Here is a 15001-nt window from a genome sequence, read left to right as displayed (position 1 = left end):
TTTAGTCGGTCAACGAGTCACGTTTAACGTCGAACGATTACGCTGATTAACGGTACGGGAAGAGTGAGAACGCCACCGTAGTAGGGGGATCGATGCACCATGCTCGAGATGGATATGTTCCGTGCCCGCGATTTCTGGCTCGGGTTTGGGAATATCCTGCATCAATCGAGAAGTCGACCCCAGCTGCTGCGTTTTGAGACGAAGCCGTGCGTGGGCTTCGCGAAACTCTTCGGACCGGGCGTGCTGCTGGCTCAGTTCACGACGCAAATCAAGGTTTCGCTTTTCAATGGCGATACCAATCAGGCAGACAATAACGATCAAGCCGATGGCGGCACCAAAACGGAAAAACATAGTTAGCGAACCCGGCGAATACAGAACTATCTGCGAGCCGTGATTGCTTCCCTGCACACGAACGCACTCGATTGATCTCGGCGCGTTCGTTCCTGACCGCGCCCTTTAGTTTCTATCGGACTCGAAGCTGTCCGAGGTAAGCACAACTGTGCGAGCGTCGGCTGGCAATCGAAGAACGGTGCCAGGTTTGAGGGATTTCGGGTCTTTAATCTCGTTTTTGTTCAAAGCCACGATCTGAATCCATCGTGAAGCTCGCCCCAAATGGCGATACGAAATCGCTGTTAAGGTGTCGTTGGACTGAACTTTGTAAAACGGTTCCCCCGTTTCTTCATTAACAAAGAAGCCACTTTTCTGAGCGAAAGGATCCTTAGCAGTTCCTCCCCCTTCCATTAAAGAGATGTTCTGCTGGGAACCGGGTTGATATCGCTCAAGTTCTTTAACTGCGGGAGTCTTCAAAATCATTCCCGGTTTCAATTTGGACGCATCCGGCAAGGTTTGATGATTGTACTGAGCAAGGGCAGTGGCGTAGGTTCCAGAACCGTAAATGTTGTTGGCGATACGCCAGAGATTGTCCCCCGCCTGAACCTTGTATTCCTCTGCGCTCTGAGCGAAAGGATCGGGTCTTTTTGCCCGAGGTTCGCTTGCCAGTGTACTTGGTTGTGGATCTTGAAAGGGAGCGGTATTGATCTCTGTAGAAAGGTTCAATTCCTTAGGTTCTTCCAGACCAAAGGCATCCTGGACGGGAGCATTGTTGTCTGCAAAGTCTGATCCGGCTTCTTGTTCAAATGGCGGATCGGCAAATTCAGCCTCTTCGTCAAAAGGGGCCTCGTTCATCACGCCAGGTTCAGTCTGATTCTGGGAGAATTCGGAGGGAGTCGAAGTCTCTTCGAATAATTCGTTCTCTTCCAGATTGAACTCAGGTGTTTCCTGTACGGGAATGTCGTTTGAAGTATTCGCAAACGCATCTTTCACTGCCGGTTCTTGCTCAGCACCACCAAAAGGTGATTCTTCCGGGGCGAAGGCGTCAACGACGTTCGCTTCTGGGGCGGGGTCTGAAAAATCAGACGGTGTATCGTTGAAGGCGTTCAGATCTTCAGCTGGTTCGGCAAAAGGTTCCTCTGATGGTTGCTGATCAGAAGGGAAGGGGTCTTTTACTGGAGATGCGTTGTTGCTGGCAACATTCGAGTCGATGCTGCCCTGATCCGTTGTTTCTGAGAAAGGTTCAAAGTTAGAACTCTGTCCTACATTCACAGGAGGCTCTTCGCTCAGACCAGTTCCAAAGCTATCTTGATCGGCAAAAGCGTCCTCTTTTGGGACCGAATTTTCTTGGGCGAAGGCGTCTGGTTCCGAAAATGTATTGTCTTCACCAAAAGAATTGTCTTCAGCAAAGGCGTTGGGTTCGGAAAAAGAGTTCGGTTCCGAGAAAGTGTTGTCCTCTGCAAAGGCATTTGGCTGGGCCGATTCCTGGGGAGAACCTTCTTGTGCTTCCGGGAATGGGTCAGCGTCTGAGAACTGATCGCCGAATTCGTTTCCGAAGTCCGATTCATTCGAATTTGCCTCGGAAAAGGCGGGTTCTGCATCTGGACTGAATGGTTCTTCGTTGGCGGCAAACGTGTTGGCGGGAAGTTTATTGTCTGCAGGTGAAGAGTTGCTGTTCGCTTCCGAGAATAGATCGGAGGAAGTTTCAGTTGACTCAACTTCATTGTTGACGTTTACAACGGGAGTTTGTCCCTCATCGAGGAACGGGTCACCCGGGTTTTCTCCTTCTGCAACTTCGCCTTCGACCGCATCGGGGTCTCCCCCGGCGGCGATAATCGCTTTACGAGTTTCCCATTTGTCAAAGACGACGTACCCGAAGACGCCCAATAAAATCACGATGGTCAACAAACCAAACTTGGTTTCCGTTTTCATGATCCCTCACTCCGGATGGCATTCCCTGCCAGAAGTTCTCTGTTCGCCGGTACGCATCCGACGTAAGTTGTGTTGATTAAGTGATTTCAGCGAATCTTATCCCGCAAAATCAGCGCGGAACGACTCGATAATCTGAAAGAGTTTTAGTCGATTTCGCGTTTTGACGAAATACCTCTTTCAATTCACAACTGATCAGTGCTTGAACCGTCAGATTCAGGAAGGAATCCGGCGGGCAACGCGGACTTTGGCGGAGCGACTGCGTGGATTGACCTTCTGCTCCACTCGGGTCGGTTCAATCGGTTTGGGGGTCAGATTCGTCCAGATGGCGTTCTTTTTAAACGCATTTTTCACCATCCGGTCTTCCAGAGAATGGAAAGTGATGATTACAGCCAGGCCATCGGTGGCAAGGCATTGCGGCAAGATCTCGTCTAACATCACTTCGAGCTGACGAAGTTCTTCATTCACTGCAATTCTTAAGGCTTGAAAAACGCGTGTTGCGGGATGTTTCCGGGAATCGCGAGTCACTTTGACTGGGATCGCCTGCATGACGACGTTAACAAGATCGCTGGCGGTATTGATCGACCGTCGTGGCTTTCCGGCTACAAGAGCCGCGGCGATTTGCCGACTGAATTTCTCCTCTCCCCAATTTTCGAGGATCTCCACCAGTTCCTCTTCACTCCATTCCTGCAGCCATTCGCTGGCCGGTTTTCCGGAGGTCGTGTCGAACCGAAGATCAAGTGGACCTTCGGCATGGAAGCTGAAACCCCGATCCCCGTCTGCTAATTGATCTGACGACAGGCCCAGGTCCAGCAGGACTCGGTCCACTTGAGGGAGCCCCAACTTCTTCAGATATTCAGGCAACAATGCGTAACTACCCTGACAAAGATGGTACGGGGTGCCCGCGATTTCTTTTTCGGCAGCGGCCTTCTCGAGGTTGATCCGGGCGTACTCCAACATCATAGGGTCTCGGTCGGTGCCGATCAGTATGCCGTTGGGAGCGATTAGTGGCCTGATTTGCACACTGTGCCCTGCGGCGCCGACGGTGCCATCGACGACACGCAGCCCGTCTCGAAGTTCCAGAGCTCTCAAAACTTCCCGCAACATGACAGGCTGATGAACGGCGGTGGAAGCAGCTGATTTCGAGCGACGAACAGGAGGCATGAAAGGGCGATCAACGGGAGAAGCAGGGCAATTAGAAATTGGGGCGGTACAGCGTCGGCTGCAAAGCAAAGCAGCCATTGAACTCTTTGTAACGCCTTGACTGCGCCCATAAAAGAGAAAAACTCTTCATCTCGTCAAGAATCCATTCCTGACTTCAACGAGATGAAGAGTTTGTATTGATCTGTGACCAGATCAAGCTACCGGAAATCTCGTCCCTGAAATCTCCGTATTCGCAAAGCCCGGTAAGCAATTGCGATGATTTAAAGTGAGTTTAAGGCAGTGTGTCGTTGTGTTGACGGAATCGTTTGAAAATCGAATGTGTTTTGGACAAAACCTACTCGAATGCCTGAGTGGCCATGTCGTCGAAATCGGCCGCGTGACGTTGCAGAAATTGATCCCACAGTTCGCGATCCCAGATTTCGCAGTGATCATGCACTCCCAGCAGCATTAGCTCTCCTTTGGGCTTCATTTGTGCAAACTTAACCAGCCGTTCCGGCAGGCGGACGCGTCCTTGTGAGTCGAGGGTCAAGTGTTCGGCTTGAGAGTAAAATATGCGTAGATAAGTCAGCGTTTCGCGGCGATTGGTCGATTTCTCGGTCAACTTTTGACCAATGCGTTCAAATTCGGTCAGAGAATAGATTGAAAGCGATGTTTCCGTGCCTGGTGCAATGACGATTTCGGATTCAGTGGGGCATAAAATCTCCCGGAACTTTTTGGGCAAGGCGAAACGATGTTTTTCATCGAAAGACCTGCCGTAACTTCCAGTGAGTGCCATAGTTATCAAGAATCCCCACTATTCACCATTAATCCCCACAACAGGAATCAATGTAACTATTTGGTTCCCTCCGTCAATAGTTCGAGCCATCTAAATGGCGTGGGCAATTTCCGATATGGACGTAGGTCACTAGCTGGGAACGGATTGCGATTTTCGGGATTTTTGGAATTGTATCCGAGGACTCGATGAGCAAGACTGATTTTACTATGAGGACAGAACGACCTCTTCCCAATTTGAAACAGATTTAGTCCACGTAAATTCTTGTTTCACATGAAGATACGCTGAATTTGCGGTTTTCCGGCGGAGTTCTTCGTCGTTCAATAATTCCTTAACGGCTGCTCGAAATTCAGAAGTTGCTCCAATTGGAACGACCCTCCCGAGGTCTATTTGGGGAACGAGTTCTCCCGTACCCTCGGTTGCCGTACAGACGACGGGAAGGCGGGCAGCCATGGCTTCCAGAACGACGTTTGGTGCTCCTTCCCAATGGGAAGCATGGACCAGCACTGTCGCCCCTCTCATGAGCTTTGGGATGTCATTACGATGACCGAGCAGAAGGATTTTCTGCTCCAGCTGTTCCATGGCAATTCGCTGTTCAATTCGTTGACGAAGGGATCCTTCTCCGGCGAGGACCAGATGCAGATCGGAATCTCGTTTTAAAAGAGGAATGATCGCCGTTAACAGATCATCCAATCCTTTCTGAGGATTAAGACGCCCTGCGTAGAGTAAGACTTTGGCTGATGGAGCAAGTCCTATCTCCTGCCAATTCAAGAGGTCGGCATTCTCAAATCGCGTGATGTCGACTCCATTGGGAACGACATGGAGTTTTTTCGCGGGAAGTTTCCCGACTTCCTCAGAGAAGCGGGCGACGTCCTGGCTGACGCAAAGGTGGCCTGTCACCATCCAGTCCGTAACCCGATCAATTCGAAGTCTCCACTTGGACCGCTTTTCTGCGACCCGGATTCCGCAGAAGACGCGCGGCCGGGAACGAAGCGTCCAAGCGGCGATACGGCCCAGAATATTGGCGTGGTACAGGTAGGTGCAAAGTATCTCCGGGTTCAGTTCCTTAAGTTTCCGACGCAATTGCAGGAATACTCGGGGCAGGTCACGGAGAGATTTAGCGCCGAGAGCTTTGAAAGGGATATCCGCTTGTCGCAACCGCTCCACTAAGACTCCCTTTTTGCTGAGGCAGAGGACGGAAGGGGCCCATTGGGTGCGGTCAAGTCGGGTGACAAGTTCTACGAGTGCCTGCTCGGCGCCTCCCTGATCGAGATCGGTGATCAGGAAGGTGACGGGGCGTGGTCGTTCGGTCTGTTCCACAATCGAGTCGGTCACGGGACTATTTCGGTCAATTAATGTTGGTTTTGCAGGCGGCAGCGCCTTGGGCTTTGGCTGCGGGTAGTGTATCGTTATCGCCTGATATCACATGTTTTCCCACTAATATTACTTAACAGCGTTGACCTTTTAAGGGCATCAACACTTACAGGACTTTATCATAGCCGATGGAATTAATCAGCGACTACGAATATACATTGCCACAGCGATTGATCGCTTCAGCCCCACCGGAAGAGCGAACTTCGGCGAAACTGATGGTGATTCGGCGAGATACGGGACTTTTCGAGCATCATGGTATCACGCAATTGCCAGGATTGCTGCAACCGGGTGACTGTCTGGTCATCAACAATACCCGCGTCATCCCGGCAAAGCTGCAAGGGTATCGAACCTCGACCGAAGGCAAATGGGAAGGGCTCTATCTTGGTCAAGCCGAAGGGGGAGCCTGGCGCGTGATTGGTCAGACACGGGGCAAAATTCAGCCCGGTGAGACGATTAGCATTACTCCTGCGGGCAAAGAAGGCGAAGAAGCGAATCCAGATATCCCACTATTGGAGCTGGAGTTGATCGAACGCAACTCGGAAGAAGGAAGCTGGACGATGCGGCCTCGCAGCGAAACTCCATTTCTGGAATTGTTAGACGTTTATGGGGCAATGCCGTTACCTCCCTATATCAAACGGGAAGGCGAAAAACCGTTCGATCGGGAACGATACCAGACGACCTACGCAGAGGAACCTGGATCGGTTGCGGCTCCAACAGCGGGATTACATTTCACTCCGGAACTGCTTGATCAATGCCGACAACGGGGGATTGAAGTCACGTCAGTAACTTTGCATGTCGGTTTGGGAACGTTTCGACCGATGAAAGTGGAGCGATTGGAAGACCATCAAATGCACGCTGAGTGGTGTGAAGTACCGGCCGAGACGGTCGAAGTGATTCAGCGAACGAAAGCTTCCGGCGGGAAAATTGTGGCAGTCGGAACGACGACTGTGCGAACTCTGGAGTCCGCTTCCCAGGAAGGGGAACTGAAACCCTGGATAGGTGAAACAGATCTTTTCATCCGTCCACCTTACGAGTTTCGTACTGTCGATCAGTTACTGACTAACTTTCACCTTCCCAAGTCGACACTGCTGGTGCTGGTGAGTGCGCTCGCGGGGAATAAGCTCATCAGCCAAGCATATAAAGTTGCGATTAATAAAGAGTACCGCTTCTTCAGTTACGGCGATGCGATGCTGATTTTGTAATCAGACAAAATCACGGAGCGCACTCGATATTCCCAATCCACTCAAACAATCGGCCCAGAGGGAGGCTCTTGTTCCGGCGGATCGGGAGATGGTGGCGGAGAAGAGGGCTTCTGGCGCTGGAGATATTGCCGGTGTGCCTGCGCTAGGGAATCAAGCAGTCGGCGGGCTGTCGGAATCGCCATGTGAATACGACTGGCAACAGCGGAGCGAGGAAAAAATGTCGTAATGAAATCAAACGAGATTTCATTTGCCGAATGACCAATCAGTACAGCGTTCGCATACTGTCCCGACATGACCTCGGACGGAATTTTCAGTTCAGAGTATAAATCTTCGATTTGCTGAGTCTGTTCCTCTGGACCTGGGTTTTGGACTTTTGCACCCGGATTCGGATTCACGATCGATTCCGAACTTCCCGGTACTCCTGAGCCGACTTGGTGTTCGGATACTGCTGGTGATGTCGTGTCTGATTCCTGGTTTCCTTCCTGAGGGACGTTCGACTTAGAAGATTGAGTTTTCTCGGGATGGAACTGTTTGTCGAACGAATCCAGATTGGATTTCAATGCACGCAGAATACTCGGAATGACCGACGGGGCGAGGATAATTCGGGCCACGAGTTGGTGAGGTTTACCGAGCCGCATCATGAAATCGAGAACGAATTCGTGTGACCCTTGAAAGACCATGGCGCCGGTACTGTAGACGCCGGTCGCGATCTGTTCGGGAACCAGAGCGGATGCCTGGCTATGTCGAATCTCGTGGGACATCGGCTGGTTCGGCCCTTTATCCTCGGGGGCCGGTTCAAAGGGATTAGGGTCACTGGTCATATTGAATCTGTTCCTGCGTGTTGGGGATGGACCTCGTTCCACCTTAGCGTCTGTCTATAAAAAAAGCAGCCCACAGCTGCGGACTGCTCCCTTCGTTATCGGGCCTGTAAATAATAGCCCGTAAATATTCTTACCGTGAGTTTCCCACGGTTTTATTTCTGACCAGCTTCTTTGACTCGTTTGCGTACATCTGTTTCGAGTACACCAAAGGCACCTTCGTGCCGTTGGACGGCGGCACCTAATGCACCCAGAAGGCGTTTGGCAGTATAATGATTCATGATGATGCGCTGATTGACTTTGATGTTCGTGTTAGCCGCACCGTATGGGTTAGGGTTTAATCCCAGATCCAGAATCATTTCTTCGGGGGTGCTGGAGACTCGGCAGAAGTTGGCATAACCCGCATTCACTTCGGAATCATCAACAGTAATTGTCGGAGCCTGTCGAGCTTCACCTTCGGGGGTCGCGGCGGCTTCTGGTTGAGGTGTATCGTCAGCTGTACTCATCGTGGATTGTCCTGATCAAGGTTTGATAACGTCTGAGAAAAAACAGTAAGAGTTTTGAACAGTGAGATAGGAAATACGCGAATGCCAAAGGATAGTGAAGCGATGAATTCTTAAAGATGCTTTAGTGATTCACGAATGCTATCGAATGTACACCTTACACGCTACCTTCTGCCGGTTCAACCAGTTAAGGAACTTTCTCGGTAGGGTTACGAAAATCTGGATGTGTTTGCCGAGTTGAGAAATGGTTGATTTACAAACGGAAATGGAAGGTGCTTCGAATGTACTTCCACAGCCACTGGCCCGCCGTTCGCTCGTCCACGAGAAACCGTGCCTGGCCGCGTAATCCGGTGCGTAACAGATCGACATCCTCGTTCAGGTCCACCAAGGCAAGATAGGACGGGTTTTGAAGTCGCTCGTTCCCTTGTTCGTCCGTGACGGTGGCCAGCTGGCCTCCCGCTTTGTTCGACAGTGCCTCGGGGGCCACTTCCAGAGGGCGATCGGCAATTTCTGATACGTGGGCGAGATAGATTTCGTGAGGAAGGTGGTCGAATTTGATTTCGACTTCTTCATCCAGATGCAGGTCGTTTCGTTGTTCCTGATCGATGACCATTTGCGCAACATAGTCGGAACCGGGAGCAATACTAAGCAAATGAGTTTTTGGTTCGAGGTAAGCTTGTAAGTTGGCCGAATCGAGCGGAGTTCCGGTCCAGCGGGCGAGTTGATTCCTCATTGGATCGACTTTAGGAACAGGAGCTCTTGGTGGCGCGATGATTTGACCCGAAATGGGAGCGGTGATTTCCAACTGTTTGAATTGTTGTTCGAGCTGGTTGATCAATGTGATCAGGTTTTTTCGACTGTCGAGCAGGTAGTTTTCCTGATCCAGGTTGCCGGCCTGGTCGGCGGTACGAATTCGAATTTCAATTTCTTTCAGCTCTGTCTTATATTGCTGCAGTTCCATCTTTTTCTGAATGTTGGATAACCGCATTAATACGTCACCCACTTCGACCGTGTCGCCTGGCTGCACGAGGATCTCCTCGATCACACCATCCGTTTTGGTGTAAACGTGTTTGAGATCGGCAGGTTCCAGCAGGACGGGGGACTCAAGATGCCAAGGAATTGGGATCATGAGTGCGGCGACGACGATAGCCGTCAGCACTGACAGGCTGAAGCCGAGGCGGACGTAACTGATTGGTTCTTGTCGAGGTGCCATAAGAATCTGGTAGCAAGCCTGTCCCATTCCCCAGAAAATGCTGATTACGGACATGAAAGCCATCGCAATACCGATGCTCTGCAGGTCGTAAGGTTTGAGGACAGTATAGAGGAATAAGGTAATACCAAAGACGACAACCCAGCGATAAAGCCAGGCAGTGATTGCAAACAGTATAAACCAGAGACGGCCCGAGGTGGGCATTGTTCTGTCTGGTTTTGGTTCGATTCCGAGACAATACCAGGCAAACTTTTCCCGAAGTGTTTTATCGGCTTTGGGACGCAGGTTGGGAATCTCCAGCAGGTCGCTCAACATGTAGTAACCGTCAAAACGCATCAGGGGGTTGGCGTTAAAGACGACGGTCGTAATGGTGGTGACGAAGAAGATATTCAAAGCGAGGTGATGCAATAATCCGGGTTGGGTGAACCACCAGATATATATCGTAATCGCCGAGATAAAGATCTCGACTATCATTCCTGCTGCTCCAATGATAATCCGATGCCACTTGTTCCGCATCATCCAGCTGTCGGTCACGTCGCAATACAACGTCGGCGAAAAGACGAGCAGCATGACTCCCATTTCGTGGCACTCGCCGCCGAAATGGAGGCAACTCATTCCATGCCCGAATTCGTGTAGCACCTTGGTGAGCGCCAACGTGATCCACAAGTAGATCAGGTTAGGCCATCCGAAGAACTGTTGGAACTCGGGAAGCTTGGCCTGAAATGTACTGAAATTCACTAGCAGTAATATCCACGACGAAGCGATAAACAACGAAGTGAAAAAGATAAATTTCTGGTTAAAACAAAATCGAATATAGGGGTACAGATACCGCAACGTGGGCTCGGGGTCCCAACCAGGTAATCGAAGATAAAGTAGGTTCTTGACGAGGTTCCAGCGTTTCTTCTTGTCTTGCTCGCGTTGGATTTCAAGCAGCGCCGCACCTTGACCGGGGCGGTCACTAAAGACGATGTTTTTCTTGTGTAGCTCTGTTACCAAACCCTGCACGTCTTGCAATTGCAGGTGCAGGGACGGGAACTCTTCGCAGAGTGCTTTCTCAATCTGTTCCAAGTTCCGTTCACCGTTCAGCAACTGCAGGCAGCGATATTGTTCCGGGTCGAGCCGGTGATACTTCAGTCCGACGGGGTCTTTAATAACCCAAGAAGGAATTCCACGATATTCAACCCGTTTCACAATCAGGTCGGGCCGAATCTTAAATGGAATTGGCCGCTGGCTGGACGAGACCATGGATGAATCAATTGAATTCAGCATGGGAACGATATCGCCTATGGAGAGGGGTGGTCACGGAAGAAAGCATGTGTTTAAACAAAGTGAGAAAAATGCGTTCTGTTATTCGAGGACTTTCATCGCCACAGCGGAACCGGGAAGCAGCAGGCGGTCTTCGTTAAAGACATCGGCATAGACTTGGACATAGCCTCGAACTCCAACCGTCTTCATGTCGACGAATTGAATTTTGCCTTCCAACGTTTTGTCACTGCCAGGGAATTTCTCTTCGGAGTTGTCCAGCAGCAATTTGACGAGAACTTTATTGCCTCGTCTGATCTTCTGTGCTCGGTCGCGCGTAATCCAACCGTTTACACGGACGGTGTCGATATTCAAAATCTCGATCACTGGGTCTCCCTGACCGACTGCCTCTCCCTGCGATTTGTAGACTTTGATGACGGTCCCGGTGAAAGGGGCTTCAAGGTCATAGGTCTCTAATTGGACAGCCGATTCTGCAGCGGTGAGTTCGGCAACAGTTTTCTTGTGATCTGCCTGTTCGATTTGAAGCTCGGAACGTTCGGAATCGAGTTTGAGTTCGCGGATTTCAGTGTCGGGGATTGTTCCTTTAATACGTTCGTTCACTCCCACCGCGCTTTTATGTTTTTCTCTGGCGACAAGGAATGCTTTTTCAGCGTATCGTTTGTCGACGGTGTTTGTCGCTTCCATCACATTGATGGCATGTTGGGCCTGTGCGAGATCGTCTTTCAGATGACCGACGATGGTCCCGGCTTCGATTTCATCACCTTCCCGAGGTTCGATGTAATCGATGACACCTGGGCGTTCGAAAGCCAGGATGGCTCGATTTTGAGTCAAGTTTTCTACCCAGCAACGTTTCGCGATCATGTAACCGGGGCTGTTAGGAGCGATGTCTGCAATTTCGTCATCTTGATTGGAGAAAAGATATTCTTTTTCCAGAGATGTGATCTCAGAGTTGGGAGGCAATTCGATCGCGGGTTGCCGCTCCTGACTGTGCACAGTCGGAAACCCGGTTAGGGAACCGATTGCTAGGCTGAGCATGAGTGCCAATCCTAGATAAAGCTTTCGCTGCATCTTCCAGTTCTCCAAAGTTATAAAACGTCGCCCCGTTAGGCTCAGAAATCGGGATGAGAAATGCGGAGTGAGTGCGACCCGACACCCGAGGACCGGATAGAACTATCACTACCTTTGATAATAACCGGTAATATTCTCCTAACCGAATCAGGCGGAGAACTCCCAAACTGTTGTGAGAAGAGTACAAGCCGGGAAACCTGTTGCAAAGTTACCTGATTTTATCGACGGATCGAACGCGGGGGAACAGATATATGCGGGTTCAGTAGCGAATTCACACTCTCCTTCGTGCATGAATGGATTAAATAGACTTTGTTCACTGTAAGGAACCCCAATCGGGAGGATCGCCCGGATTGATGGGATCAACGGGCGGCTTGACGAGTGCATCCGGAAGCGGAACAATGCGATGTCAGGTTGTGATTGCCCGACTGGTCGATCAAAGCCGACTTATTCATATCTTTGCCCTGCAAGGTTTACTCCCAAGGATAACTTCATGTTGAATCTCGGACATTTTGCACGTTCGTTTCTGGTCTGCCTGTTCATCACGGCATCGCTGCTACTGACGGAAGCGGTCGCGAATGAAGCGATGATTTCGCGAATGGGTGCCGATGTCAAATATCTCTCTTCCGATGAACTGGAAGGTCGAGGGATTGGGACCCAGGGGTTGGATAAAGCGGCCGAATATATCCGTAATGAGTTCAAGAAGCTGGGAATCCAAAGTGCGGTTGAGGATGGTTCTTATTTTCAGAATTTGCAAATTCCGGATTCCGTCTTTGCAAACAAAGAAAAAACTGAACTGACGATTTTGGATGCGGCGGGTGAGACAACTCCTCTGACTCTTGGCACTGACTTTCAGCCTTACACGATTGGTGGATCGGGACTGGTAAAAGGCGATTTGTTTTTTGTCGGATATGGGATCCAGGCGACCGATTATCAGTACGACGATTATGCCGAACAGAATGTCAAAGGCAAGATTCTCGTAATGCTGCGGTATGAGCCACAGCAGAATAACGAAGACTCTGTGTTTGAAGGAACAGAAACGACCTCACATGCTTATATTCGTACTAAGCTTAAACTGGCACAGGATCAGGGAGCCTTGGCCGTACTGTTTGTGAACCCTCCTTTCACCACTCGCGAGAAACAAGATGAATTCGCCACGGCAGATAAGTTCGGTCGCTCTTCTTTTGACATTCCGTTCGTACAAATTACACAAGACGTGTTCAATAATCTTTTGAAACAGTCGGAGTTGAAGTCGTCTGCCGGTGCTCGATTAACGACTCTGGATGAAGTCGAAAAGGAATTGGATCAGAACCTGAAAGCGATTTCTCAACCACTGGGCGCGTTGACAGCCACCGTTGAAGTCGAATTCGAGAAGGAATATGCGAAGGTTTATAATGTCGCCGGTGTTTTACCCGGCCATGGTCCTCACGCAGAGGAAACGATCGTGATCGGTGCTCATTACGACCATCTAGGGTACGGAGGCATGGGCTCTCTCGCGCAAGGTGTCACCGCGATTCACAATGGTGCCGATGACAATGCCTCGGGAACGGCGGCTCTTTTGGAGATGGCTCGTCGCATTGCGATGCGCCGTAGTTTATTACCAAGGCGGGTGGTCTTTATAGCTTTTACCGCTGAGGAACGGGGACTGCTGGGGAGTGACTATTATGTTGAGAATCCACTGATTCCCCTGGAGGAGACCATCGCGATGTTCAACTTCGATATGGTAGGCAATCTGAAAGAGAACGAATTGACCGTCTACGGTACGGGGACCGCGAAAGAGTTCGATGAGCTTGTCGAAGCGGCGAATCTCGATACGAAGTTGAAACTCAATAAGATCGAAGGGGTCATGGGGGCGAGCGACCATTACAGCTTTTTCCGAAATGAAATTCCCTGTTTCCATTTCTTCAGTGGTTTCACGCAGGAATATCACACGCCTAGCGATGATTTCGAAACGTTGAACATCGAGGGAATGGAGAAAATTGTCAGCTATACGATGACTCTGTTCGACAAGATTCTCAATCTGGATCAGGCACCAGAATACGTGAAAACAGAGAAACAGGCGTCACCACATGGGGGTGGTGGAGGGATGGCCTACTTGGGGATTTCACCGAACTACACGGCCGATGTTGAGGGGCTGCTACTCAACGGAGTCAAAGAAAAATCCCCTGCTGAAACGGGTGGGCTTCAGGCAGGGGATATCATTGTGAAGTTTGGCGAGATTAAAGTCGCCGATATTCAGGGCCTCACTGACGGACTTCGCCGTTACAAACCGAAGGAGACCGTTACCGTCATTGTCGAACGTAAAAAGGCGGGTTCAGACGAACAGGAAGAAGTCCAGCTTCAGATCACCTTGGGATCCTCAGGCGGAAACTGATCCCGCCTGAGTCATCGCCATTGCGGGAGACTACTTCTCAACGAGCTCGTGTACCTTCAGCCAGTTTTCCAGAGCGATCGGCCATTGGGTGAAGGCTTCCGGTGTATTGGGGCGACGTCCAAAACCGAGACCATGTCGTCCTTCTTCATAGATGTGTAGTTCGGCGGGGACATTCACTTTTCGAAGCGCCAGGTAGAACTGCACGCTGTTCTCTGCGGCGACGCCCGTATCCCCGTTGGTGTGAACGAGAAATGTGGGGGGAGTCTCGGGAGTGATCTGTCGTTCGTTGGACAGATTTTCGATCAGCTCCGGATCGGGGTTAGTACCTAGTAAATTCTTACGGCTTCCCTGGTGAGTGAAATCATCTTGCATCGTGACGACTGGATAAACCAGAACAGCGAAATCGGGACGGCTACTTTGCTGTTCGATAACATCTGTGCTGGATGCATCGCCTTCGTCAAAATGCGTCGCGACTGTGGAAGCGAGATGACCACCAGCGGAAAACCCGAGTACGCCAATCTTACGCGGATTGTACCCCAGTTCCTCGGCTCGGCTACGGGCGATGCGAATCGCATGCTGTGCATCAAGCATGGGAACGGGGTGTTGGTAGTTGGGAGAATGCCGGTAACGCAACACGTAGGCGGTGACACCTCGCTGGTTAAACCAGTCTGCGACGTCGTGTCCTTCATAGGTGATTGCAGTGTGACCGTAGCCACCGCCAGGAAAGACGATGACGGCACTGTCTGTTTTTTTGTCTGCAGGAGGAACATGGAGCGTCAGTTCGGGAATATCAGCAGGCGTAGTCCCTTTCGCATGGGGAGCGGCACCTTCCCAGAGTGGCTTGGTCACTCCGTTATAGGTATTGATCGGCTCGGCGGCAGACAAGGCCGGGAGAGTGAAAGCAAAGAGTGAGAAAGAAAGCAAAAGATGTCGCATGAACATGTCCTGAGTTTCAATAGGAAAATGTAAGTGGGAGAATCTAAGATAGTGATGTTGA

Annotated in this window: 12 protein-coding genes; 2 read left to right on the top strand and 10 right to left on the bottom strand. The window is 50.6% G+C overall.

The window, feature by feature from the left end; all coding sequences use genetic code 11:
* Positions 1-9 precede the first annotated feature (9 nt).
* The 5 genes from Pla110_RS12515 to Pla110_RS12495 form a co-directional block, all read right to left on the bottom strand.
* Positions 10-351, bottom strand: a complete 342-nt coding sequence (locus Pla110_RS12515; protein WP_144996090.1) for a hypothetical protein — start codon at positions 349-351, stop codon at positions 10-12.
* A gap of 105 nt (positions 352-456) precedes the next feature.
* Positions 457-2262, bottom strand: a complete 1806-nt coding sequence (locus Pla110_RS12510) for a LysM peptidoglycan-binding domain-containing protein (protein ID WP_144996089.1) — start codon at positions 2260-2262, stop codon at positions 457-459.
* 213 nt (positions 2263-2475) lie between these two features.
* On the bottom strand, positions 2476-3501 hold the full coding sequence (gene rsmH / locus Pla110_RS12505) for a 16S rRNA (cytosine(1402)-N(4))-methyltransferase RsmH (protein ID WP_231742403.1): 1026 nt from the start codon (positions 3499-3501) through the stop codon (positions 2476-2478).
* 256 nt (positions 3502-3757) lie between these two features.
* Positions 3758-4198, bottom strand: a complete 441-nt coding sequence (locus tag Pla110_RS12500; protein WP_144996088.1) for a division/cell wall cluster transcriptional repressor MraZ — start codon at positions 4196-4198, stop codon at positions 3758-3760.
* A 204-nt stretch (positions 4199-4402) separates the two neighbouring features.
* On the bottom strand, positions 4403-5530 hold the full coding sequence (locus Pla110_RS12495; RefSeq protein ID WP_144996087.1) for a glycosyltransferase: 1128 nt from the start codon (positions 5528-5530) through the stop codon (positions 4403-4405).
* Between the two features lie 167 nt (positions 5531-5697).
* On the opposite strand from Pla110_RS12495, the gene queA reads away from it, so the two are divergent.
* Positions 5698-6771 (top strand): tRNA preQ1(34) S-adenosylmethionine ribosyltransferase-isomerase QueA, encoded by a 1074-nt coding sequence (gene queA / locus Pla110_RS12490; protein ID WP_144996086.1) that lies wholly within the window; start codon positions 5698-5700, stop codon positions 6769-6771.
* Positions 6772-6812: 41 nt separating this feature from the next.
* On the opposite strand, the gene Pla110_RS12485 is transcribed toward queA, so the two are convergent.
* The 4 genes from Pla110_RS12485 to Pla110_RS12470 all read right to left on the bottom strand — a co-directional run bounded on the left by Pla110_RS12485 (position 6813) and on the right by Pla110_RS12470 (position 11600).
* Positions 6813-7592, bottom strand: a complete 780-nt coding sequence (locus tag Pla110_RS12485; protein ID WP_144996085.1) for a DUF3467 domain-containing protein — start codon at positions 7590-7592, stop codon at positions 6813-6815.
* A 152-nt stretch (positions 7593-7744) separates the two neighbouring features.
* The gene (locus Pla110_RS12480) at positions 7745-8095 is read right to left on the bottom strand and encodes a DUF3467 domain-containing protein (RefSeq protein WP_144996084.1); all 351 of its coding nucleotides are present in this window, start codon (positions 8093-8095) and stop codon (positions 7745-7747) included.
* A 250-nt stretch (positions 8096-8345) separates the two neighbouring features.
* A complete protein-coding gene (locus Pla110_RS12475) occupies positions 8346-10571 on the bottom strand; it encodes a biotin/lipoyl-binding protein (protein WP_144996083.1) in 2226 nt (741 codons plus the stop codon).
* A 78-nt stretch (positions 10572-10649) separates the two neighbouring features.
* Positions 10650-11600: an efflux RND transporter periplasmic adaptor subunit gene (locus tag Pla110_RS12470; protein WP_197440170.1), complete on the bottom strand. Its 951-nt coding sequence runs from the start codon at positions 11598-11600 to the stop codon at positions 10650-10652.
* A 523-nt stretch (positions 11601-12123) separates the two neighbouring features.
* Here Pla110_RS12470 and Pla110_RS12465 point away from each other — a divergent pair.
* The gene (locus Pla110_RS12465; protein ID WP_197440169.1) at positions 12124-14004 is read left to right on the top strand and encodes a M20/M25/M40 family metallo-hydrolase; all 1881 of its coding nucleotides are present in this window, start codon (positions 12124-12126) and stop codon (positions 14002-14004) included.
* Between the two features lie 30 nt (positions 14005-14034).
* Here Pla110_RS12465 and Pla110_RS12460 read toward each other — a convergent pair whose 3' ends face one another.
* Positions 14035-14940, bottom strand: coding sequence for an alpha/beta hydrolase (locus tag Pla110_RS12460; protein ID WP_197440168.1), 906 nt, complete (start codon positions 14938-14940; stop codon positions 14035-14037).
* Positions 14941-15001: the final 61 nt, after the last annotated feature.

Source organism: Polystyrenella longa, from assembly GCF_007750395.1.
In the GTDB taxonomy this organism is placed as follows: domain Bacteria; phylum Planctomycetota; class Planctomycetia; order Planctomycetales; family Planctomycetaceae; genus Polystyrenella; species Polystyrenella longa.
The sequence above is the reverse complement of the archived record's forward strand: the minus strand, read 5'-3'. Positions and strand labels throughout refer to the sequence as shown.